General features: G+C 63.3%; 17 protein-coding genes and 1 pseudogene. 10 read left to right on the forward strand and 8 right to left on the reverse strand.

What is annotated here, in order from left to right; all coding sequences use genetic code 11:
- Positions 1-141: 141 nt before the first annotated feature.
- Positions 142-3,555: a chemotaxis protein CheB gene (locus ACYCTF_RS10805; RefSeq protein ID WP_461284107.1), complete on the forward strand. Its 3,414-nt coding sequence runs from the start codon at positions 142-144 to the stop codon at positions 3,553-3,555.
- Positions 3,556-3,766: 211 nt separating this feature from the next.
- On the opposite strand, the gene ACYCTF_RS10810 is transcribed toward ACYCTF_RS10805, so the two are convergent.
- Complete coding sequence (locus tag ACYCTF_RS10810; protein WP_461284106.1) at positions 3,767-4,144, reverse strand: winged helix-turn-helix transcriptional regulator; 378 nt, start codon at positions 4,142-4,144, stop codon at positions 3,767-3,769.
- Positions 4,145-4,271: 127 nt separating this feature from the next.
- Between ACYCTF_RS10810 and ACYCTF_RS10815 the strand changes: the two genes are divergently transcribed.
- The 4 genes from ACYCTF_RS10815 (at position 4,272) to ACYCTF_RS10830 (ending at position 8,065) form a co-directional block, all read left to right on the forward strand.
- Positions 4,272-4,874 (forward strand): nitroreductase family protein, encoded by a 603-nt coding sequence (locus ACYCTF_RS10815; protein ID WP_461284105.1) that lies wholly within the window; start codon positions 4,272-4,274, stop codon positions 4,872-4,874.
- Between the two features lie 326 nt (positions 4,875-5,200).
- A complete protein-coding gene (locus ACYCTF_RS10820) occupies positions 5,201-5,701 on the forward strand; it encodes a hypothetical protein (RefSeq protein ID WP_461284104.1) in 501 nt (166 codons plus the stop codon).
- Between the two features lie 367 nt (positions 5,702-6,068).
- Positions 6,069-6,752, forward strand: a complete 684-nt coding sequence (locus ACYCTF_RS10825) for a class I SAM-dependent methyltransferase (RefSeq protein ID WP_461284103.1) — start codon at positions 6,069-6,071, stop codon at positions 6,750-6,752.
- Between the two features lie 296 nt (positions 6,753-7,048).
- Positions 7,049-8,065 (forward strand): J domain-containing protein, encoded by a 1,017-nt coding sequence (locus ACYCTF_RS10830; protein WP_461284102.1) that lies wholly within the window; start codon positions 7,049-7,051, stop codon positions 8,063-8,065.
- Between the two features lie 48 nt (positions 8,066-8,113).
- On the opposite strand, the gene ACYCTF_RS10835 is transcribed toward ACYCTF_RS10830, so the two are convergent.
- Positions 8,114-9,730, reverse strand: coding sequence for a GGDEF domain-containing protein (locus ACYCTF_RS10835; RefSeq protein ID WP_461284101.1), 1,617 nt, complete (start codon positions 9,728-9,730; stop codon positions 8,114-8,116).
- A gap of 893 nt (positions 9,731-10,623) precedes the next feature.
- Between ACYCTF_RS10835 and ACYCTF_RS10840 the strand changes: the two genes are divergently transcribed.
- Positions 10,624-12,111, forward strand: coding sequence for a DHA2 family efflux MFS transporter permease subunit (locus ACYCTF_RS10840; protein ID WP_461284868.1), 1,488 nt, complete (start codon positions 10,624-10,626; stop codon positions 12,109-12,111).
- Positions 12,112-12,287: 176 nt separating this feature from the next.
- Here the strand turns inward: ACYCTF_RS10840 and ACYCTF_RS10845 are convergent, their stop codons facing one another.
- Positions 12,288-12,614 (reverse strand): peptidoglycan-binding domain-containing protein, encoded by a 327-nt coding sequence (locus ACYCTF_RS10845; RefSeq protein ID WP_461284100.1) that lies wholly within the window; start codon positions 12,612-12,614, stop codon positions 12,288-12,290.
- 642 nt (positions 12,615-13,256) lie between these two features.
- Here ACYCTF_RS10845 and ACYCTF_RS10850 point away from each other — a divergent pair.
- Positions 13,257-13,658: a hypothetical protein gene (locus ACYCTF_RS10850; protein WP_461284099.1), complete on the forward strand. Its 402-nt coding sequence runs from the start codon at positions 13,257-13,259 to the stop codon at positions 13,656-13,658.
- 36 nt (positions 13,659-13,694) lie between these two features.
- On the opposite strand, the gene ACYCTF_RS10855 is transcribed toward ACYCTF_RS10850, so the two are convergent.
- The 4 genes from ACYCTF_RS10855 to fmdA form a co-directional block, all read right to left on the reverse strand.
- On the reverse strand, positions 13,695-14,093 hold the full coding sequence (locus ACYCTF_RS10855; RefSeq protein WP_461284098.1) for a hypothetical protein: 399 nt from the start codon (positions 14,091-14,093) through the stop codon (positions 13,695-13,697).
- Between the two features lie 944 nt (positions 14,094-15,037).
- A complete protein-coding gene (locus tag ACYCTF_RS10860; RefSeq protein ID WP_461284097.1) occupies positions 15,038-16,705 on the reverse strand; it encodes a purine-cytosine permease family protein in 1,668 nt (555 codons plus the stop codon).
- 31 nt (positions 16,706-16,736) lie between these two features.
- Positions 16,737-17,000, reverse strand: a complete 264-nt coding sequence (locus ACYCTF_RS10865) for an FmdB family zinc ribbon protein (protein ID WP_461284096.1) — start codon at positions 16,998-17,000, stop codon at positions 16,737-16,739.
- 12 nt (positions 17,001-17,012) lie between these two features.
- The gene (gene fmdA, locus ACYCTF_RS10870; protein ID WP_461284095.1) at positions 17,013-18,236 is read right to left on the reverse strand and encodes a formamidase; all 1,224 of its coding nucleotides are present in this window, start codon (positions 18,234-18,236) and stop codon (positions 17,013-17,015) included.
- A gap of 254 nt (positions 18,237-18,490) precedes the next feature.
- Between fmdA and ACYCTF_RS10875 the strand changes: the two genes are divergently transcribed.
- The 3 genes from ACYCTF_RS10875 to ACYCTF_RS10885 all read left to right on the forward strand — a co-directional run bounded on the left by ACYCTF_RS10875 (position 18,491) and on the right by ACYCTF_RS10885 (position 23,664).
- Positions 18,491-21,469: an ATP-binding protein gene (locus tag ACYCTF_RS10875; RefSeq protein WP_461284867.1), complete on the forward strand. Its 2,979-nt coding sequence runs from the start codon at positions 18,491-18,493 to the stop codon at positions 21,467-21,469.
- Entirely contained in the window at positions 21,456-22,358 is a 903-nt protein-coding gene (locus tag ACYCTF_RS10880) for a response regulator (RefSeq protein ID WP_461284093.1), read from the forward strand. The genes ACYCTF_RS10875 and ACYCTF_RS10880 overlap by 14 nt, the downstream gene beginning before the upstream one ends.
- 301 nt (positions 22,359-22,659) lie before the next feature.
- The gene (locus tag ACYCTF_RS10885; protein WP_461284092.1) at positions 22,660-23,664 is read left to right on the forward strand and encodes a class 1 fructose-bisphosphatase; all 1,005 of its coding nucleotides are present in this window, start codon (positions 22,660-22,662) and stop codon (positions 23,662-23,664) included.
- A 397-nt stretch (positions 23,665-24,061) separates the two neighbouring features.
- Here the strand turns inward: ACYCTF_RS10885 and ACYCTF_RS10890 are convergent.
- Positions 24,062-24,188, reverse strand: a pseudogene (locus tag ACYCTF_RS10890) (aldo/keto reductase); the annotation flags it as partial.

The raw sequence follows: 24,188 nt of genomic DNA on the forward strand, positions 1-24,188 counted from the left end.
CCCCGCTAGGCTTGGGCTCGCTTCCACGCCCCCAAACTGCCATACTGCAGCGGCTGCGCCTCGCCATCACTATTCATGCGCACGCCTGGGTCTGGGCGATACCTGCCACGGATTCGGCCCACGAATAAGGAGGCGGTTTCAATGACGAAGTCAAAGGCCTCACCCCGCCCCCGCTCCCAAGACGCGAGCGTGCGGGCAGGTGCCAGGCCATTGATCGCCGGGATCGGGGCATCGGCAGGCGGCCTTGAAGCCTTCACCCAACTCCTGCAGCATCTTCCTACCGATACCGGCATGGGCTTTGTGCTTGTACAGCATCTCGATCCCGGGCACGAAAGCGCGCTTACGCAGATCCTGTCGCGAGTCACCAAAATGCCGGTCCACGAGGCGGACAACAACCTCGCGGTCGCCCCAAACCACGTTTACATTATTGCGCCGAACACCGACATACGCGTGGTGCGCGGCGTCTTAAAGACCGAGCCACGCGCACACTCGCCCCGCCCCCATCATTCCATCGATACCTTTTTTGAGTCGATGGCCGCAGACCTGCAGGAACGCGCCATCGGCATCGTTTTGTCCGGTACCGCGTCCGATGGGGCAGTGGGCCTCGAGGCTATCAAGGCGGCCAATGGCATTACCATAGCGCAGGACGGATCGGCGAAGTACGAGTCGATGCCGCGCAGCGCGATTGCCTCGGGTTGCGTCGACCTAGTGCTGGCGCCCGACGCGATCGCAGCCGAACTCGTGCGGATCGCGCACCACCCCTACGTCTTCGGTCAGCATCCCCCGGCCGCGCAAGCGGTGGCCCAAGACCAAAGCGCCGTATCCCTGCCGCCTGAGGACAGGCCGTACGTCGCCGCCGACTCCGAGGTATTCGGGCAAATACTCCTGCTTCTGCGTAACCGTATCGGGGTGGACTTGTCCGAGTACAAGCCCAATACCCTCGAACGCCGCATCGCGCGACGCATGGTGCTCGCTGGTGCCACGACGGCCGCTCGCTATCTCGAGTCTCTGCTCACGGATCCGGAAGAAGTGCAGCGCCTTTACGTCGATCTTCTCATCAGTGTGACTGAGTTTTTTCGCAACCCTGAGGTGTTTGAGAAGCTCGAAAAGAATGTCGTTGCAGGTCTCATGACCCGACAGAGCAGCGAGCCCATACGCGTGTGGGTGCCAGGATGCGGCACCGGCCAGGAGGCCTATTCACTGGCCATGCTGTTCATGGAATGCGCCGGGGACCACGCCCCGAATCCGGCCTTGCAGATCTTCGCCACTGACATAAACGACTCGGTGCTCGACAAAGGCCGTGCAGGCTATTACACCCAAAGCACCCTGCAAAACGTGTCCCCTGAACGACTCAAGCGATTCTTCGTCGAGGAACCGCTTGGCCATCGCGTGAGTAAAGAGCTCCGGCAACTCGTGGTCTTCGCGCGCCAAAACCTGTTGACTGACCCTCCGTTTTCTCGAATCGATCTGGTCAGTTGCCGTAATCTCCTGATCTACCTCGAACCGGCATTGCAGGAAAAGGCGCTGCTCTCTATCCATTACGCCCTCAAGGACGACGGCCGTCTCCTTCTCGGCGTTTCCGAATCCATCGGTCGCTCGGGCAACCTCTTTTCGGTCAGCGACAAGAAACTCAGGTTGTACTCGAAGAAGGTGCGTTCCGCTCCCCTGTTCCCCGTGCCGCGCCGCGTCATCGGCGCGAGCGTGCCTAAACGCCTACCCGCGCTGTTGCCGCGCCGCCCGACCTCTCCCGGGCGCCAGATTGAGCTGAGCCCCGAGCGCGAAGCCGATCGCGTCACGTTTAAATATTTTGCACCGCCCGGCGTACTTGTGGATGCCAATTTTCATGTCAAGCAGTTTCGGGGCCCCACCAGCCCCTACCTGAACCCCCCGGCACACAGCGCAGGGTTCGCCCTCCTCACCATGGCCGCCGAAAACCTGCTCCTGCCCTTACGAGCAGCCCTAGAGAAGGCACAACAAACCCTGCGGCCCGCGCGTCAAAACCGGGTGCCCATGGATGATACCGGACGGAATAAAGCCCTGGTCGATATCGCGGTCATCCCTCTTAGTAATCTGAAGGACCTGCATTACCTGGTCGTTTTTCAGCCAAGCGCCAAGGGGGGTGTGCGCGCCCCCCTTGCCGAAGCCGAGCCGTACGTGGACCCAGATGCCACCCGACCCCAGGAGCACAAGCGCTCCGCGCCGCGCCGCATCGCCACCCTTGAGAACAAATTGCGAGAGGCGCTGGACTATATAAGTGCCTTGCAGACGCACGACAAGGCCGCTTCCGCCGAGGCGCAGGCGACGAATGAGGAGGCGGCGTCCGCGAACGAGGAGCTCCAGAGCATGAACGAGGAACTGGAGACCTCGAAAGAGGAGCTCCAGTCGACAAACGAGGAGCTCATAACCGTCAACGAGGAAATGGTGAGCCGCAATTCCGAGCTCAATCACCTAAACGCCGATCTCTTGAATCTCCACCTAAGCATCAATCTCCCCATCTTGGTGCTGGGGCACGATCTCGTTATTCGCCATTTCACGCCGCCTGCCGAGTCACTTTTCAATCTCATGGCCGGCGACGTGGGGCGTCCGTTTCGCCGCCTCCATCACAACTTAGTCGGTGTCGATATCGAACAGTTCATTTCCGACTCGGTCGAGTCGGTGCGTATCTGCGAGCGCGAGGTCCAGGATAAGCACGGGCGCTGGTACACCTTGCGCGTGCGCCCTTATGTGACGCTTGACAAGACAATCCAGGGTGCCGTGGTCGTTCTGATCGATATCGATGATTTGAAGCGCAGCATCGATAGGTTGACGCGCGCACGCGACTACTCCGAGGCCATTCTGCGGGCCGCCCGCGGCCCGCTCTTGGTGCTGGGCCGCGATATGCGCGTGAACGCTGTGAACGATGCGTTCTGTCATCTGTTTAAGATCGCTCGCGAAAATGTCGAGGGGCACGCGTTCTTCGAACTGAGTGACGGTGCTTGGAATATCCCGAAATTACGCGGTCTCATAGAGGATATTCTGCCGCGGAACAGTTTCTTCGATGATCTCGAGATCAACCAAAGCTTTCCGATTATCGGAAAACGCATGATGCATCTATCCGGCCGACCCCTAGATTATGAGGAAGGTTTGCCCCAAATGGCTCTCGTGTCCATTGACGACATCACAGCCCAGTACGAGGGCCTGAAGGCCTTACGCACATCAGAAAATCGCTTCAGGCGCTTGTTCGATACGGCCCAAGACGGGATTCTGCTCATCGACCCGCTGGCGCGTAAGATCATGGACGCCAACCCAAGCGCGGTTAGTTTGCTGGGGACCTCCTTAGATGCCCTGCTCGGCCGGGAGCTTTGGGAGGTCGGTCTGCTCAAAGACGAGCCCTCGAGCCATGCGGTATTCCGGGAGCTGCAAAAACAGGGGTCCGTTCGTCTATCGATTCTGTTGAAGGACGCAGACACGAACGCGGGGGAGCGCCCCATAGAATTTCTGGGCAATATCTATCTCGAAGGGGGTTGCGAGGTCATCCAATGCAACCTGCGCGATATCGGACCGCGCGCCGACTAGCGCCCTGTCACGGACACGGGTGCGCACCATCCTCCCCCTCCCGAGCGCACGCGTTTCGGCCTGCGCACATGATCGGTGAGCCAGGACAAGGGACGCCCGCACATTCGCGCAGACAACGCGCCCCATAGGATGTAGGGGTACACATAGGGCGGGCTCTCTGATGGCGGCCACCAGGCTCTTCAAGACTGACCCTTCGCTGCCTCTATCCTCGTTAGGACTTAGAGCGTGCGATCCGGTGGCGGCGCACACGCACGATCTCCTCTAAATACTCACTACCCCAGTCTCGCAAGACCTCGAGCACCGGCGCGAGCGTCTTACCAAAAGGACTCAGCGAATATTCCACCTTGGGCGGCACCTCCGCATAGACGGTACGAATCACGATGCCATCGGCTTCGAGTTCCCGTAATTGCCGTGTCAGCATCCGCTGGGTCACCGCCGGCAAGAGCCGGGAGAGTTCCCCAAAACGCTTGGTCCCTCCCAGCACATGAAAAAGGATAACCCCCTTCCATTTGCCACCGATCACTTCCAGGCAGGCCTCGACCGGACAACCGAAATCGCAGTCATAGCGGGTATAGCGGCTCGGGCGCATAGCGGCTCCTCGGTATACAGGATGTAAGTACCCCACAATTCTGTGCGTTCTACCAAACTCGACAGCCTTCCCCTAGGATAGCCGCAGGCCCTGAGGCCTGCACCCCTCGAAACCTCCTGGAGACATCATGGACGTCATAACCGCCATCAACGCGCGCCGCGCCGTCAAGCACTACGACCCCAACCATCGCATCCCGCAAAGCGATATCGACACACTGTTGTCGCTCGCGCAGCGCGCGCCGACCGCCTTCAATATCCAACACTGGCGTCTTGTCCTCGTGCAAGATCCCGCGCAGCGCGAGGCGATCCGCGCAGTATCCTGGATGCAGCCGCAGATCACCGAGGCCTCGCTCCTCATGGTGATCTGCGCCGACCTGAAGGCCTGGGAGAAACAACCCGAACGGTATTGGCGCACAGCCCCGCCCGACGTCCGCGAGGGCTTGCTTTCGGCCATCGACACCTACTACCGCGGCCGCGAGACCGTGCAACGCGACGAGGCCATGCGCTCCTGCGGGATCGTGGCCCAAACCCTCATGCTCGCGGCCCAGGCCCTGGGTTACGACTCCTGCCCCATGGATCTTGCCGATTTCGATGAGGTGGGCCGCCTGATCGGGCTGCCGGAGGATCACGCAGTCGGACTTCTTCTGGTTATCGGCAAGGGCACCCGCGAGCCCCGGCCACGCGGCGGGGCGCTTGCGCGCGACGAGGTCGTGCGACTCGACCGTTTTTGACGGCTCCTTAACGACCCTCGAGCGGCCTCGTTGCCAAAATGGTGTGATGGGAGGGCCGATGCGGCCTGGGCCCTGAAACGAGGGACTGGCCCCAGGTTTACAGAGAGCCTTGGCGCCGGCTTTAGATTTTGGGTGGGGGCTTTGGCACTCTTCAGGCCAAGCCCGTTTGCAGGCACGCCGACGCCCGCCCCCGACCTTCCGTCTCACACGCCCAACCGTTTGGCCGCTACGGGGGTGCCCGAAGGGTTTGGGCTTGAAAGAAGTCGGAACCAGCCCCATGATGGAGGCTCAGAGGCCTTGATGATCTCAGAGGAGGGATTCTGCCCATGAAAGGGAAATATCGGACTGCAATTTCGACCCTGGGTGTCGCATCGGTCGTAGCGGCCGCTCTGGCGCTGCTCCCGGCTCACCCAGGATCTGGCCAGGCGCCTACGGTGGCAGGCCCGCTCGCGGGCGCGCCGTTCCCGCAAGTCCGTGTGTACCGTACCCCCAATGGGGGCTTGATACGGACCGAGACCATACGCTGGCAAGGCCCCAACAGCATGACCATCGTCACTTGGTCGGGCAACGCCCAGGCCGGTGGCGCAGCCCCGCCCTGGGTCGGCGCGGAACTGCAGGCGATGGCCGCCGAACAGCGCTTGCTGGCCACGGCCATGCAACAGATCATGACCGGTAGGGCCTTGCCCGGGCCGCTTATGACACCTTGGGGCGCGCTCCCTGGGCCTCAGGTGGGCGTTGAATGGCCGAAGACCGTGGCCCCCGCCCCGCACCAGGCGCCGACACGGCCCTTGCAGGCACAAGCGGCCCACCCCACGGTCGACCTGTAAATCGCTCACGCCCGCCTTCGGGCGGGCGCCTTTTCAGCCCCTTCTGGCGGGGCGGACCGCGCGTCTTGCGGGAAGACCGCCAGGGGTGTGCGAAGCGCGTCCCGAAGCCGCGCAACCCGTCCCTGATCCCGCCCCCCCTGGCCCCCCTGGCGCGCGCCAAGACCCTTCCGCAAGCCATGGCGTACCGTGCCCTGGCGATGAGACCACGCCTCCGGCCACCCTGTCCGTCGAGCCGCGGGTGAGCACGGCCTGATAGGCTGCTCCCCAGACCCCAAGCGCGGCATGCGGGAGCGCCACGCCCTCCCCTTGCCACACGCGTCGCGGGTGCTGGCGCACCGACATCACCCCGACCAATCTTTGGGCTATCATGAAGCAGCCCCAGGAGGACACGAGCGAGCACGCCATGAACCACCACCCGAGCGCCGAGAACGCCGCTACGAGCGAAGCGATCTTTCCTGCCACCAGCATGCCGGACGCCGACTGGTGGCGTGCGCTCTGGCCCGACCCTGATGCCGTAGTCCGAACCTTAGGGGTAGGCGCGGGTATGCGGGTCCTCGATCTGGCCTGTGGCGACGGCTACTTCACAGCCGCGCTCGCGCGGTGCGTGGGCCCAGGACAGGTCCTCGGACTCGATCTCGACGCGGGTCTGCTGGCCGCCGCCCAAGCGGCCTGCGCGGGTCTTCCCTGCCAATGGCGTCTGGCCGATGCCATGGCCATCGATCGCCTGGGGCTCGGATCGTTCGATGTCGTGCTCATGGCCAACACCTTCCATGGCGTTCCGGACAAGGAGACGCTTGCGCGCGTGGTGGCGGCCGTGCTTGCGCCCACCGGTCGTTTCGTGATCGTGAACTGGCATCCGGCGCCACGTGAGCAGACGCCGGTCCTGGGCCAACCGCGGGGACCACGCACCGATCTGCGCCTCTCCCCGGAGGCCACCGCACAGATCGTGCGCCCAGCAGGCCTCGAACCTGACCGACTCATCCCCCTTCCGCCCTATCATTATGGCTTGGTATTACACAAACCCTCCGCGCGCGATCCCCGCGCTGAATAGAGCGCGAACGCCTGCTGCAAGACAGGGCCGTGGCCGCGCGCCACCCCGGTCCGCGGGATGCCGCACGGGCTTCCAATCACGCCTCCTTCCACAAGAAGGGCACTATGGACCTTGGGCCTGTCGCCCGGTCCGCACGGCCCGGCGTCCGGGGCTATAATCGTCGCCGCACAATGCTTTATCATGGCGTACGCGATGACTTGCGCCCCCAAGGAAACGGCTTCCGCCTTCGTGCCCGCCGTCAAGCGACCCCTCTGGGGCCATGGGGCGGGGGTCGCCCGCGAATAGGAGAGAACCGCGTGTCAGAATTGCAGATCCCGCTGGCAGGCTTCGGCCCCGAACCCAAACCCTTGCCCAAGGGCCACAAGGCGTTCGAGCGGCTGGTCAAGAAGATCGAGGAGACACGCGGCGCGCTCGACACGTGGGCGGCCCTCCTCAAGCCTTATCAGGCGAAATACACGCGTGACCTCGTCCCGTTGAACGCCGCGGCCCGGGCACTTCGGATACGTTTTCTCACGCGCCTCGATCGCGCCATGCATGAGAAGGGGCTGAACCGCACTGAGCGGCGCGACGTCGCCCAAGCGATCGTGGGGATGGCGGCCTCCTTACTCGCCGAGGGCGACGATCCGGAACTGCGTGCGCTCTACCTGCGTTACGCCGAAGAAGATTATGAAGACAGCGTATCCCAGGCACGGGCCGCCTTCGAAGAGGTCTTTGGAGCCGACCCGCACCACGACCCCCTCGAGGAGATGTTCCGACAGGCCACCGGCGCATCGGGTGACACGGACGGGGAAGACCGGCGGCCTGGCAAGACGCAGCGGAAGGCGCAGACCGAACAGACGCGCATCCGCCAATCCATCCGCGCGCTCTATCGCAAGCTCGCAAGCGCCCTCCACCCAGACCGCGAGGCCGATCCGGAACAGCGCGACCGGAAGACCGCCCTCATGCAAAAGGCCAATCAGGCCTATGCCAATGACGAGCTCCTACCCTTGCTGGAGTTGCGCCGTGAACTCGATCCCGTGCAAGGGACGTGGGCCAACGAGGATGAAGAGGACGTCAAGCTCTACACCCGGGCGCTCAAACGCGAACTCGGAGCCCTTGAGGAAGAAGTGCTGCGGGCCGAGGCGGATTTTCGGATGCGCTTTGCGATAGATCCCCTGGCGCCGCTCACCCCGCGCAACGCCCTGCGGCTACTGACCGCGGAGATCAAGGAGGCGCGGACCTTGGCCGCCGACCTGAAGCAAGAGCTCGCCTTGCTCGAGGACACCACCTACTTGAAGCGCTGGTTGCGCGCACTGCGTGACGAACTGCCCTAGAGTAGGCGGCCGGACCACCTCAAAGCGCAGGCGGGGCCGCCCCACACTTCACTCAGGGGGATCCGCCTTCGACCGATCCGGGCCTGCCGGCACGTCCTGATCGTGGAGCCGCACACGGATCGGCTCGCCGCCATGCGCCTGTCCCTTGGCCGCATACATGGCGCGGTCCGCCAGATCGAGCAGGCGCTCCATGCCTTCGGTATCGGTCGGAAAGAAGGAGACCCCGAGGCTTACCCGCACCGACACCTCACGGCGGCCCGCCCGAAAAGGCATGGCAAGCCCGCTCCTCAGGTGGTCTATGATGGGCGCCAGTTCCGCCTTGTCGCGCAGCCCTTCGATCAAAAGCACGAATTCGTCGCCGCCGATACGCGCCACACAATCGGTGCCGCGCAGCGCCGCCTCCAGTCTCTGTGCTAGCGTCTTCAAGACTGCGTCGCCCGCAGCGTGACCGTAATGATCATTGATACCCTTGAAGTCATCGACATCCAGGAAACCGAGGGCTAACAACCGCGCATTGCGATGAGAGCGTGCCATCATCCGCTTTAGGACCGGGTACAGACCCTTGCGATTCAAAAGACCTGTGAGCGGATCATGCGTGACAAGGTCTTCCAAGAGCTCCGCACGGCGCGCAGCCTCGACCTCCCACCGTATCGCCAATGTCTGGACCTGCCGGTAAGCGAAGCCACTGAAGACGAGCGCTGCCACCAGGAAGATCAAGGGGATCTCGGCCTGACTGCGCCACCAGCGCGCTACCCATAAGGCGCGGGGCACATCGGCGAAGGCGATGAGCGGATAGCCTGAGATGCGCGCGAACACCCCGTAGCGATATTCCCGATCGACGCTCACCCAGCCACTGAAGACCCCCTGTGCGGTGCGCGGATGGCGCTTTAAGGTCTGCGCGAGGATGCCGTTTTGCGGCCGACCGAGCAAGGTCCTGAGATTGCCGCGGGGGATCGGCGCACGCGCCTCAAGATAATAGTCGTCGCGCATGATGCCCACGGCAAGCCCCGTGGACAAAGGCAGCTGCGCGAATAGGGCCTCGAAGTTCCGGAACCGCATCGGGGTCGTGACCAGAAAGCGCGTGCGCGAAGCCCGATCCACGAGGGTATCGCTAAAACCGATCACCCAGTGTCCGACGAGAGGGCCGTGCAAGGGTCGATGGAGGTGCAGGCCCGGATGCTGGAGGGCGCGGCGCACGCCCGGCCAGATGCGCGGTATCTTACTAAAATCCGGCAGTGGCCGCCCTTTCGGCACAGCGGTGGAGGCCACCACTTGGCCATCGGACCTCACGAGTTCCGCGCTTGCGATCTCGGGCGAGACCTCCTGATACGCGCGCAGCAAGCGGCGCGCACGCCGTGGATGGTGCAAGGCATCCATCGCCCGCAGGCGCCCCGCAAGAAAACGCAGGCCGGAGGCCTCGCGATCGAGGTCCTCGCGCGCCGCCGCCGCAATGAGCGTGGTCGTGAGCGTAAGCCTATCGATGCCCGACTCCTTGTAGCGCTGCCAGGAATGCCAGCCGTAGAGCGTCGAGAAAAGCAGCGTAGCGACGACCGCGAACCAATACGCGAGCATCAACACATAACGATGCGGCCCCGCCGGGGAACCCGATCGCCATCCCGTCGGTCGCGCGCGCGCAACTCGCTTGGCACCCCGCGCTTTCTCCATATGCCCCCACAACCCCCTGACTGGCGAAGCCCGCCTCACCTGACTGCTTCTCTTGTAAGTGCAATAAGCGCACCACTTTCTTGCGAGCATACGCCGGGACGCGCCGATACGGCGCATCGCCCCCCCACATTAGCCCTCCGAAGACCAACACCCTATTGATTTCGCAAGCTTAATCGCGCGAAGAGACTACCACTTGCCGGGATCGGGACGGGCGGACATCAAGCGACCACGCCGCCTGATCCCGGTGGGATGCAGGTCGCATAGTCATGATGCTTTTGCGTCAGGCCTCGGGCGCATGTGACGAACAGCGCAGATCTCGCAAGGCACACGGGGGCTAAGCCACCTGCACAAAACTCCGGGCCGGCCGCCTCCGAGCGTTGGGGGGCCGCCATGGGTCTTTGCAGACTCCAGGCGCCCACGTGGGCGTCACGGCGACCGGGGCGGCCTGCATCTTCACCGTCGAACGGCGGGCGCTTGCGCCTCTCCCGCACGGGTCCTTCGGCGCCATAAGTCACCGTGCGCACGACCTGGATATCGCGAGGCGACGGACCCTTATCTGTCGAGACTGAGATACACTCCCGGCTTGGAAAACCGCGAAACCCTTCTCAAAAAAATGCCGCGGTCAGCGGGGGGCACAACGCGCGCTTAAGAAGCGAGCGGGTCCCAAAAGCGAAACGGTAAATTTTTCGGTACAGTAGGGGCGCGCGCCCCGCGCCCTGCCCCTGCGGCGCCGCCGACTCCGGCATCCTGGGACCGTTTTCTGTCTGGCGCGTCCGGCTTAGAATGGGTGACTTTCGAGGAACAGCAACCACGCTCACCCGGTATCCCGGCAAGGAGGATCGGCCCTGACGACCACGAACCCACAAGCCCACGCCGGCACGAACAGAGTAGCCATCACCTTCGCGGTCATGGCCAGCATCATTATGAACGTGCTCGACACCACGATCGTGAATGTGGCGCTTCCTCATATGCAGGGGGGGCTGCACGCGAATATCGATCAAGTGAGCTGGATATTGACGAGTTATATGCTCGCCATGGTTGTGATCACCCCCCTGACCGGCCTGCTCGTCGAACGCTTCGGTCAGCGCCACCTCATGCTGGCGAGCGTCGCGGGCTTCGTGTTCACGTCTGCCATGGCCGGCCAATCGCACACCATCGTTGAAATGGTGATCTGGCGTTTCCTACAGGGGGCCGTGGGCGCGGCCATGGTGCCCGTAGGGCAATCGATTCTGGTCGCAAGCTACCCCCCGGAACGGCGGGGCATGGCCATGGCCACGCTCGGCATGGGGATTATGCTCGGACCCATCCTGGGCCCCATTCTCGGCGGCTATCTCACCGATGATGCCTCGTGGCGCTGGTGTTTCTACGTCAACGTCCCCTTCGGGCTTGTGGCGCTCCTGCTCCTCTTTCGCCACGTCCCGGAGGCCGGACGTGGCCAACACCCGCGCCCGATCGATTGGCAGGGATTCCTGGCCATGGCCGTGGGGCTCGGTTGCACGCAGGCGGTCTTGAGCCTCGGCGATCAAGACGACTGGTTTAGCTCACAGACCATCATGACGCTCACCGTGGTGGCGGCGGCGAGCCTCGTACTCTTCGTGTGGCGGTCGCTCGCAGTCGACCGCCCGATCGTCAATCTCAGGCTCCTGAAAAACCGCGCGCTCGCGCTCGGGAGCCTCGGCATCGCGCTGTTCGGCCTGGCCCTCTACGGAGTCATGGTGATCCTGCCGTTCTATCTGCAGGAACACATGGGCTACGAGGCCCAGACCACGGGTCTCGTCATGGCCCCGCAGGGATTGGGAGCGATGGTCTCCATGGGGCTCGCAGGCCGCATGCTAAGCCGCGGCGTGAACCCGCGCATCGTGGCCCTCATGGGCATCGCGCTTGGCGGCTTTGGTTCCTACCTCACCCTGTCGTACAACCTCCATATCGACCCGGCCTGGATCGTCTGGCCTGGCGTGCTGCGCGGCTTCGGGCTCGGCTTTATCTCCATCCCCCTCTTCACCATCGCGTTTGCGAGCCTCTCAAAAGCCGACACCGCCGAAGGCTCGGGGATCTTCAATCTGATGCGCAACCTCGGGGGGTCGGTGGGTATCGCGCTCGTCACGACCGTCATCAGCGAATACACGCAAGTGGCCTGGAACCAGATGGGGGGACACATCACCCCCTACGCGCAGGCCTTGCACACGATGGTCCCGCCGCATACCTGGACTGCCGCCACAGCACCCTCGCTGGCCGCACTCCTCGCGCAGCACGCGGCCATGCGCGGCATACTTAACGCCTTCGTGTTCGTGTTTTGGGGGTTTATCGGGATGATCCCGCTCGTGGCGCTGATCGGCAACCAGAAGATCAATGCCGCACAGCCCGTCGTCATGGAGTCCTAAACGGCTGAGACACCGGCCCGTCGCGCCTTTAGAAGCTCGAAAACGAAAAAAAACCCGCCGACGCGCAGGCGCGCATCGCATCGAGTCTCCAGCCTTCCTCCTGCATCAACCATAAGGGCATACGATTGCAGGAAAGCACCCGGACGCGGGGTCGCCGCGCCCGGGCCTTCAAACGCTTACTTGACGCCCAAGGACTTCAGGGTCGCCTTGTCGGCCGTACCCGTCACCTTCAGACCATGCTTCTTCTGATAGGCGCGCAGGGCGGCCTCGGTCATCTTGCCCATCAGGCCGTCGGCCTTCAGCTTGGCACCCGACTTGTCCAAAGCCTTCTGAATCGCCTTGACGTGCGGGCTGCCCACCACCTTGTGCGCGGCAGCCTTATGCGCGGGGGCCTTGTGGCTCGCCATCTTCATGGTCGCCGAGGCTGCGCCCGGCATTGCTACGGTAACGCCTAGGAAAAGCGCCGCGGCCCCGAGAAGGCCTTTGCGAACGGATGTGTTCATTGTGTCCTCTTTATGCCTATTGCATATCAAAAATCCTCTCCGATCGACAGCCGGACCCGTCCCTCGACACTCCCTGGGCGGTTTGCGGCCTCGCAGAGGCAGCGGCCAGTATAGATGAGATCATTTTACAAACACAATGGGTATTGCGGAATCATGGCAGACAATCGCTTAAATGCGGTTTTTGGCACCCCATAGGAATCATCCGGGGGATCGTCCCGCCAGAAAAACAGGCGCACGCCATGATTTTTCAGTGATTTTGCAACAAAGGCTGTCCCTGATTCCGGAACATTTTGTATATCACCTAGAACTCGCGGCGTCGCTGAGCTTGAATCGACCGATCCGCTACCGGACCAGTGGCGCAAATGGCCCGATGCGCCGCAAGGCCCCCACCTCAATCCCATACAAATCTTGCGATTATTAGCGTGGTCCCTAAGGGCGGATGGGCCTGGCGCCGCAACGGCGCGCCCGGAGGGGCAACCAGACAGATCCTTGAGGGTATGCGCCCCCAAGCGACCTGGCCATAAAGCGCGGCCGACACAGCTCTAGGGCCGCGCGCACGAGGGTATAAAGTCGGGCTCTTATAGACTGAGGGATCTCTTTTCCCGATACTACCGTTAACGTTCCGACCGACTCGACCTCTCCATGACCGACAAACTCGCCGAAGACATGCTCGCCGCACTCACGAAGACAGCTTGCGCCCTCGACTACGAGGCCCATATGGCCTTGATCTCGCCCAAGGTCCGCGTCTTTGGGGTGCCGGGATTCGCGGTCATAGACTATGACGACTGGGCGCGCCAATGCCGACACGAGTTTGCCGAAAAGCTCCTGAAGGATGTTCGTTACGAGGGCCTGGATATCGTGAGCCGCTCCCCGGGGTATGTCCTCTTCAAGACGCGCGAGATCACCTCGGGCACCGATGGCACGGTGAATGACCACGGCCTCGAGATTCTGATCCAACAGGAAAGCGACGGCGTCTGGCGGGTGACCCAGGAGCGCATCCTCTCTTGTGACGAGGTCGACTTCGACCGCCACAGATCCCCTTAACCGTCGGCCCTGAAAGGGAAGGAGGGACCACTGCGGTCAGCGGCGCTCCTCATAGGACGGGGGCCGGTCGCCATAATTTCCCCTATCCCCACGCGGGCCACGATCCCCGTAATTCCCCCGATCGCCCTCCGGCGCACCGAAGAAAAACGGGGCGTAATAACGGGGTCGGTCGCCCCCCTCGCGTTCGCGATAGCGCCGCTCATCCCCATAGCGCTGGCGCTCTTCTTCGTGATCGTCCGCCAAGTAGGGGCCTGCGGGCGCAAAGATCACCCGTCCGAGGGTCGCCGCACCAAACACCGAGTGTCGCGCGCCACCTGGCAGGACATCGTAGCGGGCAGGCGCCGAGAGATCGGCCTGCGCGCTTACTGAAACCAAAGCCATGAGACCGGTCGCAAGCGCAAGCGCCGCACCCTGAAACCGCCACTGTCCTTTCATACGAAACCCTCCTCGTGCGGCCGGCCATCGCAGGCCTTGCCACAAATGATGCCACCCCACTTCACTGCGCCGCACCCGTCGATGGGCCGCGGCCCGGAAAACGCCCCGCCACCGGCGGCCTAAGACCCCCACGGCGCGCCTTCTGGCCGCCTGTTCCTCCGGGCGCTCGCGCCAAGAGCGCGCCCCTCTCCCTGCCGCGGGCCGTTGACCTCGTAACCCACGGGGACACGCCACGAGCGAGCCCGCATCCGCGAGCCCCAGTGGGCGCAGTGCGGACATCCGGGGCCGATCGGGTACTCACTCCCATCATAGGCAGTCTCAGCCGCAATGGCAGACATGGGGGGATGAAAGGAGTTAAAAAGGGCATTGGCGGTCATAATCACGGTGGCGCGTCACACCCGCCGCGGGCGTCACCATGAATGCCTGCGCGCGCAAGCGACCGAATCACCCGCGGCCCGGGCAAAGAAGAGGCCACCGCCCCTTACGACCTTCGCAAAAGCCATCGACCGCGATGACCTGGCAACGCTGGCGACCCCTTGGAACCCGTGCGAGCCGCTTCCCCGAGGCCGACATGGCGGTCCCAGATCAGCCCGAGGATCCCTTTTCAGGGCCCGGGCTTTGCGTCATTTGCAGAAACCGTCCCGGCTGGCATAAGGATTGCCAGTCGCCGACCTGGATACCCGGTATCTCGGGCGGATCGTGAGCGCGACTGCCCGAAGCGACGAGCGCGGCTTTTTTGGCAGCACGCGACCGTCTTCGCGCACCATAACCTTACAGCTCGGTCGCCACCGGGGAGACTATGGTGATGGCGCAGGCCACATCTGCGTGTTCCTCGAAGCCGCATTCCGCACACCCGAACCATTTGTGTGTGTGGACGCAAGCAAAGCCGCCGACACCATGCCCCGAACGGCCGCGGGTTGCCCCGGGGCCGTCCAGGCCTGATGCTAGGGGCAAACCGGGGCCTCAGCCGCCACCGGTACGCCCGCCAACTTGCTCTTGCACATATCCTTGCAGTCGGTATCGAGACTGCAGCAGAGCGAGCAGATCGCGCCCTTGTTATGCGGACAGCAGGCCATATCTTCCTTCTCGAACTCGAACCCGCAGACCGTGCAGGCGACCGCGTCGTGATGCGTTCCGGCATGATAGTGCGGCGTGCGGGCGATGTAGTACTTGCCCTTCGTGAGAATCGCCAAAATCGGTGACATCACGAACGCTATGCCAAGCGCCAAGAAGGTGGAAAACGCCTGCGCAGTCGGCCCCATGAAATTGAAGAAGGCCGCAATCGAGATCACCGAGGCTATGATCATGGCGCCAAAGCCCACGGGATTGAAGTTGTACAGATGCGCGCGCTTGAACTCGATATAGGAGGGGCTGAGCTTCAGGATAGGTTTGTTGATCACAAGATCCGCGACCACAGCCCCGATCCACGCAATGGCGACATTGGAGTAGAAGCCCAACACCTTCAGGAGGAACGAAAAGACCCCCATCTCCATGAGCGTAAGCGATATGCCGACGTTCAAGAAGATCCATACGACGCGCCCCGGGTGGACGTGCATGACGCGCGAGAAGAAGTTGGACCACGACAGCGAGCCCGAATAGGCGTTCGTGACATTGATCTTGACCTGCGAGAGGATCACGAAGAAGGTCGCAAGTCCTATGGCCGTGGCCCCCGTGGCCAAGAGATCGTGATAGCCGTGCACATACATCTGGATCGGTTCGTTGGCCTGCGCCAAGGCCGTGCCGTGATGGAAGGCCACAGAAGTGAAGAACGAGCCCATAAGCTGCTTGCTCGCACCGAGCAACACCCAACCTGGTCCGGCCAGAATCACGGCCAGCCACCAGCGCCTCTTGGTCTTCTCGGTCTTCTCCGGCATGAACCGCAAATAGTCGACCTGTTCACCGATCTGAGCGATAAGCGACAAGACCACGCCCGCCGCGGTCCCAAAAAGCAAGGGGTTGAAACCGGCGCCGCTTGCCGAATGGCCCGCGAAGTGGGTCCATTGCGCGATGGCTCCCGGGTCCTTGGTGAGGACTGCAAAAAGCGGCAACACCATCAACGTAAGCCACACAGGCTGCGTCCAGACCTGCAGCTTCGAGAGCAGCGTCATGCCAAACACCACGAGCGGGATGATGGCAAGTGAGGCCACCGCGTAGCCTATCGGCAAGGGCATCCCGAAGTAGAGCGCGAAGGCCTGCGCCATGATCGACCCTTCGAGGGCAAAGAAGATGAAGGTGAACGATGCGTAGATGAGCGAGGTCAAGGTGGATCCGAGATAGCCGAAGCCCGCGCCACGGGTCAGGAGATCCATGTCGATGTTGTACTTCGCCGCGTTGTAAGCAATGGGGATGCCGGTCAAGAAGATCACGAGTGCCGCCGCGAGAATCGCCCACACGGCATTGGTGAATCCATAGCCTATGGTGATCGAACCGCCTATGGCCTGATCGGCGAGATAGGAAATACCTCCCAGAGCCGCTGTCGCCACGGAATATTCCGACCATCGGCGGAACGCGCGCGGGGCGTAGCGCAGGGAGTAGTCCTCAAGCATGGGGTTCGAGACGAGTTTGCCATAACGTCGTCCGGTACGTGGGAGTGGTGGGTTGACGGCAGCCATAAGGAAGTCCTCTTCTAAGGTGATGAAACGATCAATGGCCCAACATCCACGGCCGGCCATGGGCGGCGCCGGCTTCGGGGGTGGGGACCTTGCACGTGAGCGACGCCGGCTCGTGCCGACAGCGCTCCTCACGCGCATAAAGCGCGGAGCTCGCACTTGCGAGATGAATAGACGAAGGGGTGCGCGCCGACGCCTGGTGGCACTGCGGACAGGGCCTTCGTTCGGCGCATTCCCGGATGGGGGCCCAGGCCTCAAAGACCCCGCAACTCACGCATCGGTAATCATAAAGGGCCATGAGTCATCCTCCTCAGGGCCGCGCGAGCGCACTTGCACCCTTGATCTGGGGTTGCGCACCCTCGGCATTGGGCTTGATGTCGAATTCGAAGATCTCGGTCGGGAGCCACAGCGTCGCGCAGGCATTGGGGATATCGACGATGCCACTGATATGCCCCTCCACGGGAGCGGTCCCCAGGATCGCGTAGGCCTGTTCGCCCGAGTAACCGAAATTCTTCAGGTACTCGATGGCGTTCAGGCATGCGCGGCGATAGGCCACGTGCGCATCGAGATAGTGTTGCCGGCCGCTTTCGTCGACCGAGATCCCCTCGAATATGAGGTAGTCGCGATAACGCGGCTCGAGCGGACTGGGTTTGAAGATCGGGCTTGCCACCGAGTACTTCCTCATGCCGTCCTTGATGAGCCCCACGCGCAGATCGAGATAACCCGCCATCTCGATCGCCCCGCAAAACGTGATCTCGCCGTCGCCCTGCGAGAAATGGATGTCGCCCATGGAGAGACCCGCCTCTTTCACATAGACGGGGAAATACACCTTCGAGCCCTTGGTGAGGTTCTTGATGTCACAGTTGCCGCCATGCTCACGCGGCGGAATGGTGCGCGCACCCTCCGCCGCCGCTTGCCGGGCCATGTCTGGAGGCATGCGCCCCATGAGCGCCGATTGCGCAAGCGGCAGGAGCCCAAGCGGGGGGACGCGCTCGGGTTCTTGCGCGACGAGTGCGGCCTCGCGCGTATTCCAGGTCTTCAAGAGCTCAGCTGACGGCAGGCAGCCTATGAGCCCCGGGTGCATGATGCCGGCAAACTCCACACCCGGTATGTGCCGGGAACGCGTGTAGATCCCATTGAAATCCCAGCAGGCCTTGCGCGCCTCCGGGTAATGGTCCACCAGGAAACCTCCGCCATTCTCGCGGGCAAAAAGACCCGTAAAGCCCCAATTGGATCCCTGAATGACGCCGACATCCAAAATGTCGACGACCAGAAGGTCGCCAGGCTCCGCACCTTCGACCGCGATCGGGCCACTCAGATAATGGACGCGGGTGAGATCGACGTCGCGGATGTCGCGCGCATGATCATTGTTGCCGATCTGACCGCCAGTCCAGTCGAGACACTCGACCCGAAAATTGTCTCCGGGCTTGACGCGAGCGACCATGGGGAGGTCGGGGTGCCATCGATTATGAATCACACCGTCCTGGTCGCCAGGCGCCTTCGTGAGATCGACGTGTATAAGGGTCTCGATCATTTGTGGTCCTCCGTGAAATAGATATCGTGGCGATGATTGGACGACGTTTCATCACGAACCTAAATACGTTGGATGACGTATGACCATCATTGGTGCATGCGCACCAGGGCGGCGCGCGGATCCGCTACGGCGCACTGCATCTGCGCGGTTTCGACGCATGGCACGCGCCGTGCATAAGGTCGTGGGAGTGGGGACGGCGCCACGCGCCCCTGCTCGATCGCTCGCACAAGATGCGCCAGATGCCGAGGATACGCATGGATCCAGGAATTCCCGTTCGCCTCGTAAAGACCCGTCGCGACTACAACACCTGGGCGGCCAACGAGACGCTTGAGGACTACGCCCTGCGCTACGCGCCGGCCAGCTTCCGCAAATGGTCGGCCTTTCAGGTCGGTAACACGGCGTTCGGGGCGGTGTCCTTTCTCGTGCTCGAGGCGATCGGCGGGGCGCTTGTGATCCACTTTGGTTTCGTGAACGCCCTCTGGGCGATCTTCGCAAGTGGCCTTTTGATATTCCTAACGGGACTGCCTATCGCCTACTACTGCGCCCGCTACAACGTCGACATTGACCTTTTGACGCGCGGCGCAGGCTTCGGATACCTCGGGTCTACGGTCACATCTCTGATCTACGCCTCGTTTACGTTCATCTTTTTTGCGCTGGAGGCGAGCGTCATGGCCTTCGCGCTCCGTATGGCCTTTGACATCCCCTTCACCTACGGGGCGATCATAAGCGCGCTCTTTGTCATTCCGTTTGTGACCCACGGCATCAGCACCATAAGCCGTCTGCAGGCCTATACCCAACCTGTGTGGCTTGTGCTGATGGCGATCCCGCTCATCGATGCGCTGCGTGACTCGCGCATGCTGGCGGCCTTTACACACTATGGCGGCCAGGCCCACGCCCAACATTTCACGCCGCTGCTCTTCGGGGCCGGCGTCAGCGTGTGCCTGTCGCTCATGGCGCAGATCGGCGAACAGGCCGACTATCTGCGTTTCATGCCAGCGCCTACCCCCGGCCGACGCCTGGGCTGGTGGACCACCGTAATCACAAGCGGCGCCGGCTGGATCGTGCCCGGCATGATCAAGCAGCTTGCCGGCGCCCTGCTCGCCTTCTGGCTCATCCACCGGGGCATGGACGCCGGGACCGCGGACCAGCCTACGCAGATGTATCTGGTCGCCTACCGTGCGGCGCTCGGGCCCGTGCCGCTTGCGCTCACGGCGACCATCACTTTTGTCATCCTCTCGCAGCTCAAGATCAACGTGACCAACGCCTACGCGGGTTCGCTCGCTTGGTCGAATTTCTTCTCGCGACTCACCCATGCCCACCCGGGTCGCGTGGTGTGGCTCATCTTCAATGTCGCGATCGCGCTTTTGCTCATGGAACTGCGTGTGTTCGCAGCCCTAGTTCACGTCCTGGATCTCTTTGCGGGATTCGTGGCGGCCTGGATTGGGGCGCTGATCGCCGACCTCGTCATCAATAAGCCGCTGGGCTTAAGCCCGCGCGGCGTCGAGTTTCGGCGGGCCTACCTCTACGACATCAATCCGGTCGGCGTGGGCGCGACCGCAGGCGGCGCGCTCCTGGGCCTTATTGCCCACATCGGGGCCTTAGGCCCGCTCGCCGCGGCCTTCTCGCCAGTCGCCGCACTCGCCGCGGCCTTCGTGCTATCGCCAATCATCAGTGCCGCCACCGGCGGCCGCTATTACCAGGCACGGGGGCTCCATCCGACCGAGGGCACCTGCGCCCTCTGCCGGACACCCTTCGCCCCCCAGGACATGGCCCACTGCCCGGCCTACGAGGGCGCGATCTGCTCGCTCTGCTGCACCCTCGAGTCGCGCTGCCGCGATGCCTGCAAGCCGCACGCCCAGGCCCGCCAGCAACTGGCAGCTTGGCTTGCGCCCATCTTCCCGACGCTCACCAACGACGGCTTCACCTCGCGGCTTACGCGCTTTCTGGTCGTTTTCGGGGGTGCGCTACTCACGACCGCCGCCATTCTCGGTACCCTTTACTACCAGGGTCAGCTGTCGGCCGGCCCCTTCCGCTCGGCGCTCACGGCGTTTGCCGTCAAGACCTACGCGGCGCTCGCCGTGACCTTGGGGCTGGCCTCGTGGTGGTGGGTCTTGACCCTGGAGAGTCGCCGCCGCGCGGAAGACGAAAGCCTGCGTCACAACGCCCTCCTAGCCCAAGAGATCGCCGAACACGCCGCCACCCATGAGCAACTCAAGGCGGCCTATGGCGCCTTGGACGAGGCCAACCGCGCCAAGCGCCGCTTCATCTCACATATGAGCCATGAGCTGCGCACCCCCTTGAACAGCCTCTTGGGCTACACCGAGATCCTCCTACAAAATCCGGTATTCGGCCCCCCCGAACGCCGGGCGCTCACCATCATGCAAGATAGCGGTCTGCATCTGCGCCACCTCATCGAAGACATTCTCGACGTGGCGCGTATTGAATCGGGACGAGTCACCCTCGACCGCACCGACGTCGCATTGGGGGCGCTGCTCACCGACGTCCTCGACGCCTTCCGCGCCGAGGCCCTCGGGCGCGGCCTCGATCTCACGCTTGCCACCGAGGGACCACTGCCGGCCCTCATTCACGCCGACGAGAGGCGGCTGCGACAGATCCTCCTCAACCTCATCGGCAACGCCCTGAAGTTCACAAGCAAAGGGGGCGTCACAGTCCGCGTCTTCTATCGCCATCAACTCCTGCATATCGCCGTGACCGACACGGGGCCAGGACTTAGCCCCGAGGAGATGGGCGCCCTGTTCCAACCCTTCTTCCGCGGACCCGCAGCAAGTACCGCAGGCCAAGGAGGGTGCGGGCTTGGGCTTACGATTACCAAGATGTTGGTCGAGGTCATGGGCGGCGACATCCGCGTCGACAACACGCCGCAAGGGGCAACCTTTCGGGTGCGCCTCTACTGCGCCTCGCGTCAGGCCGCAGCCACCGCAACCATCGCTTCCCGCCCGACTCCACCAAGCCTACCGACCATGGCGCCACCCGCACACCCTACGCCGGCCACCGCGTCCACCGTGGTGCCTCCCGCCCGGGAAGACGTCTTGGTGCTGCTCGAGCAGGCGCGTCTTGGCTATGTGAAGGGTCTGATCGGGCAGCTCGAGAGCCTCGTTGCGCGCGATCCCCGCCACCGGGCCTTCGCCGAACGCGTCCTCGCGCTCGCCCACGGCTTTCGCATGCGCGAGATCATGGTCTACCTGGAGGCCATCAATCATGACGCCCCTTGATACCACGATCCTGGTAGTCGACGACCACATCCCGAACCTGGCCTTCCTCACCGACGCCCTGTCGGCCGCCGGGTACCGCGTGCTGGTGGCCGTAGACGGTCAGGAGGCCCTCGATCGGCTCGCCGTCACGCGTCCCGACCTGATCCTGCTCGACGCCCTCATGCCCATCCTGGACGGCTTCGAGACCTGCCGGCGACTGAAAGCGACACCTGCCTACGAGTCGATCCCCGTGATCTTCATGACCGCGCTCGGCGAGCCCGAACAGATCGTCCAGGGCCTCGGCCTAGGCGCCGTCGACTACATAACGAAACCCGCCCATCCGGAGGTGGTGAAGGCGCGGATCGCAAGCCATGTGAACGCCTCCCGCTCCTCGGCGCTGGCGCGCGAGGCCTTGCTGCAAAGTGGCCAGTTGCCGATTGCCGTCGACGCGAACGGCGACCTGATCTCCGGCACCACCGAGGCGCGCCGCTGGCTCCACGACTACGGCGTGACCTGCCAGGATCTGGCGTCGTGGCTCGCCGCCTTGGCCGAACCCGGGCCCCGGAGCGCCCCCCTCGTGCGCCGCCATGAAGACCGGGCGCTCTATATCAACCTGCTCGGCCGTAGCGGACAGGCCGTGCTCTTGCTCCTGCGCGAAGAGGACCCGCGGCGCGCACGCCAAGCGCTCGCCCGCGATTTCGCTCTCAGTAGCCGCGAGGCCGAGGTCCTTGTGTGGGTCGCCTACGGCAAGACCAATGCCGACATCGCGACTATCCTCGACATGAGCCCGCGCACCGTCAACAAACACCTCGAGCACATCTTCCTAAAAATGGGAGTCGAGACGCGGAGCGCAGCCACCGCCCTCGCGCTCCGCCGCCCTCTGGGGACATCCGCCACAAACGCCCCCTAATCCCCAGCTGGCGCCCGCGCGCCCATCGCCCGCCATCGTCTGAGCCCGCTTCTGCGTGCTCCGATGGGGAGGAGATCACGGGGCCCGATCCGGCGGACCCTTAAGGTCCAGTCCGGTCGCACCCCCGCAACCCGGGCCATGCGCCGCCCCCGGGGCGACAACGGCCCGGCCCCAGCGCGGCCGCCGGGGCAGAGAATCGCTCTTTCGTTTATAATCGCGCATTCGGCCCGGAGGTCGGGCCCGGCGGCATCACCCCGCCCGTACCATCATCTTTTATCTCTTTTCTTTAAGGATCGCTTGCATGCATACAGGGACTACGCTTACCCAATTCATCATCGAAGAGCAACGCCGCGTGGTAGGCGCGACCGGCGACTTCACGTCGCTTCTGAACGACATCGTGACCGCGATCAAGGTTATTTCGAACGCCGTCAACAAGGGCGATCTCATGGGGGTCCTCGGATCCGCCGGCAGCGAGAACATCCAGGGCGAGACCCAAAAGAAGCTCGACGTCATCACCAATGACGTCATGCTCCAGTCCAACGAATGGGCGGGGCATCTGGCGGCCATGGCCTCCGAGGAGATGGAGGACATCTACCCGATACCGAGCCAATTCCCGCGCGGCAAGTACCTCCTGGTCTTCGATCCTCTCGATGGATCCTCAAACATCGACGTGAACATCTCGGTCGGGACCATCTTCTCGGTCCTGCGCTGCCCCGAGGGGGTCACGTCACCCACCGCCGCCGACTTCCTCCAGCCCGGCACCCAACAGGTCGCGGCCGGCTACGCCCTTTACGGGCCCTCGACCATGCTCATGCTGACCACAGGCCAAGGCGTGAACGGCTTTACCCTGGACCGCGACGTGGGCGAGTTCCTGCTCACGCACCGCAACGTACGCATCACACCCGACACGCGCGAGTTCGCGATCAACACCTCGAACGAGCGATTCTGGGAAGAGCCGGTGCAGCGCTATGTGCAGGAGTGCCTGCAGGGCAAGGAGGGGCCGCGCGGCGAGAACTTCAATATGCGTTGGGTCGCCTCCATGGTGGCCGAGGTGCACCGTATCCTGATACGCGGCGGGATCTTCATGTATCCAAAGGACACCAAGGACCCGAAGAAGGCCGGCAAGCTGCGCCTCATGTACGAGGCCAACCCCATGTCCTTCATCGTCGAGCAGGCGGGCGGCCTGAGCTCCACCGGCCGCGAACGGATCATGGACATGCAGCCGACCGGTCTCCATCAGCGCGTCCCCGTCATCCTGGGCTCGCGCAACGAGGTAGAACGCGTCATCTCCTACCACAAGGCGTAAGAAGGGCCCATCGCCGAAACCCCGAGGCGCTCCGTAAGGGCCCTGGGGGATTCGGTGGTCCCCACGGCAACACCGGCTGCGGACCCACCCAACTCCCGGGATCCGCGGCCGGTCGCGCTACCCGCCACAAGAGGCACGGGTCGGAGTCTATCTCCGCCTCGAGCCGCCTGCCGGCGCGAAAAGCGCTAAAGCGCCCCAGGACACCTTAAGGATCATTCACCCCGCAAAGGCCCCTGCCCTCGCGATCCTCACCGACATCCACAACAAGCCGGCCTCCGGGATTTCTGTGTGTGGGCCGTTCGAACACTGACGCGTCATAGAGCCACGCGGGCAGGAATGTTTTGGGGATGTTTCCACATACCCCGCCCTCATCTCTATGCCGCTCCTCCCACAGGCCCTAGGGGCGCTCGCTATCGAGATGCGCCATTTGGGGCTCCCCATAACGGGCGCCGGCGGCTACTCCTTCCGGAAAGGCCCGATCCAAGGCCTCAAGCTCCGCAGGCGAGAGCGTGATGGCAAGCGCC

Source organism: Acidiferrobacter sp. (assembly GCF_054609335.1).

Bases quoted from the DNA above. Each gene is read 5' to 3' on its own strand.
- ACYCTF_RS10805 (WP_461284107.1), top strand. From the start codon at position 142: ATGACGAAGTCAAAGGCCTCACCCCGCCCCCGCTCCCAAGACGCGAGC.
- ACYCTF_RS10810 (WP_461284106.1), bottom strand. From the start codon at position 4,144: ATGCGCCCGAGCCGCTATACCCGCTATGACTGCGATTTCGGTTGTCCG.
- ACYCTF_RS10815 (WP_461284105.1), top strand. From the start codon at position 4,272: ATGGACGTCATAACCGCCATCAACGCGCGCCGCGCCGTCAAGCACTAC.
- ACYCTF_RS10820 (WP_461284104.1), top strand. From the start codon at position 5,201: ATGAAAGGGAAATATCGGACTGCAATTTCGACCCTGGGTGTCGCATCG.
- ACYCTF_RS10825 (WP_461284103.1), top strand. From the start codon at position 6,069: ATGAAGCAGCCCCAGGAGGACACGAGCGAGCACGCCATGAACCACCAC.
- ACYCTF_RS10835 (WP_461284101.1), bottom strand. From the start codon at position 9,730: ATGGAGAAAGCGCGGGGTGCCAAGCGAGTTGCGCGCGCGCGACCGACG.
- ACYCTF_RS10845 (WP_461284100.1), bottom strand. From the start codon at position 12,614: ATGAACACATCCGTTCGCAAAGGCCTTCTCGGGGCCGCGGCGCTTTTC.
- ACYCTF_RS10850 (WP_461284099.1), top strand. From the start codon at position 13,257: ATGACCGACAAACTCGCCGAAGACATGCTCGCCGCACTCACGAAGACA.
- ACYCTF_RS10855 (WP_461284098.1), bottom strand. From the start codon at position 14,093: ATGAAAGGACAGTGGCGGTTTCAGGGTGCGGCGCTTGCGCTTGCGACC.
- ACYCTF_RS10860 (WP_461284097.1), bottom strand. From the start codon at position 16,705: ATGGCTGCCGTCAACCCACCACTCCCACGTACCGGACGACGTTATGGC.
- ACYCTF_RS10865 (WP_461284096.1), bottom strand. From the start codon at position 17,000: ATGGCCCTTTATGATTACCGATGCGTGAGTTGCGGGGTCTTTGAGGCC.
- fmdA (WP_461284095.1), bottom strand. From the start codon at position 18,236: ATGATCGAGACCCTTATACACGTCGATCTCACGAAGGCGCCTGGCGAC.
- ACYCTF_RS10875 (WP_461284867.1), top strand. From the start codon at position 18,491: ATGGATCCAGGAATTCCCGTTCGCCTCGTAAAGACCCGTCGCGACTAC.
- ACYCTF_RS10880 (WP_461284093.1), top strand. From the start codon at position 21,456: ATGACGCCCCTTGATACCACGATCCTGGTAGTCGACGACCACATCCCG.
- ACYCTF_RS10885 (WP_461284092.1), top strand. From the start codon at position 22,660: ATGCATACAGGGACTACGCTTACCCAATTCATCATCGAAGAGCAACGC.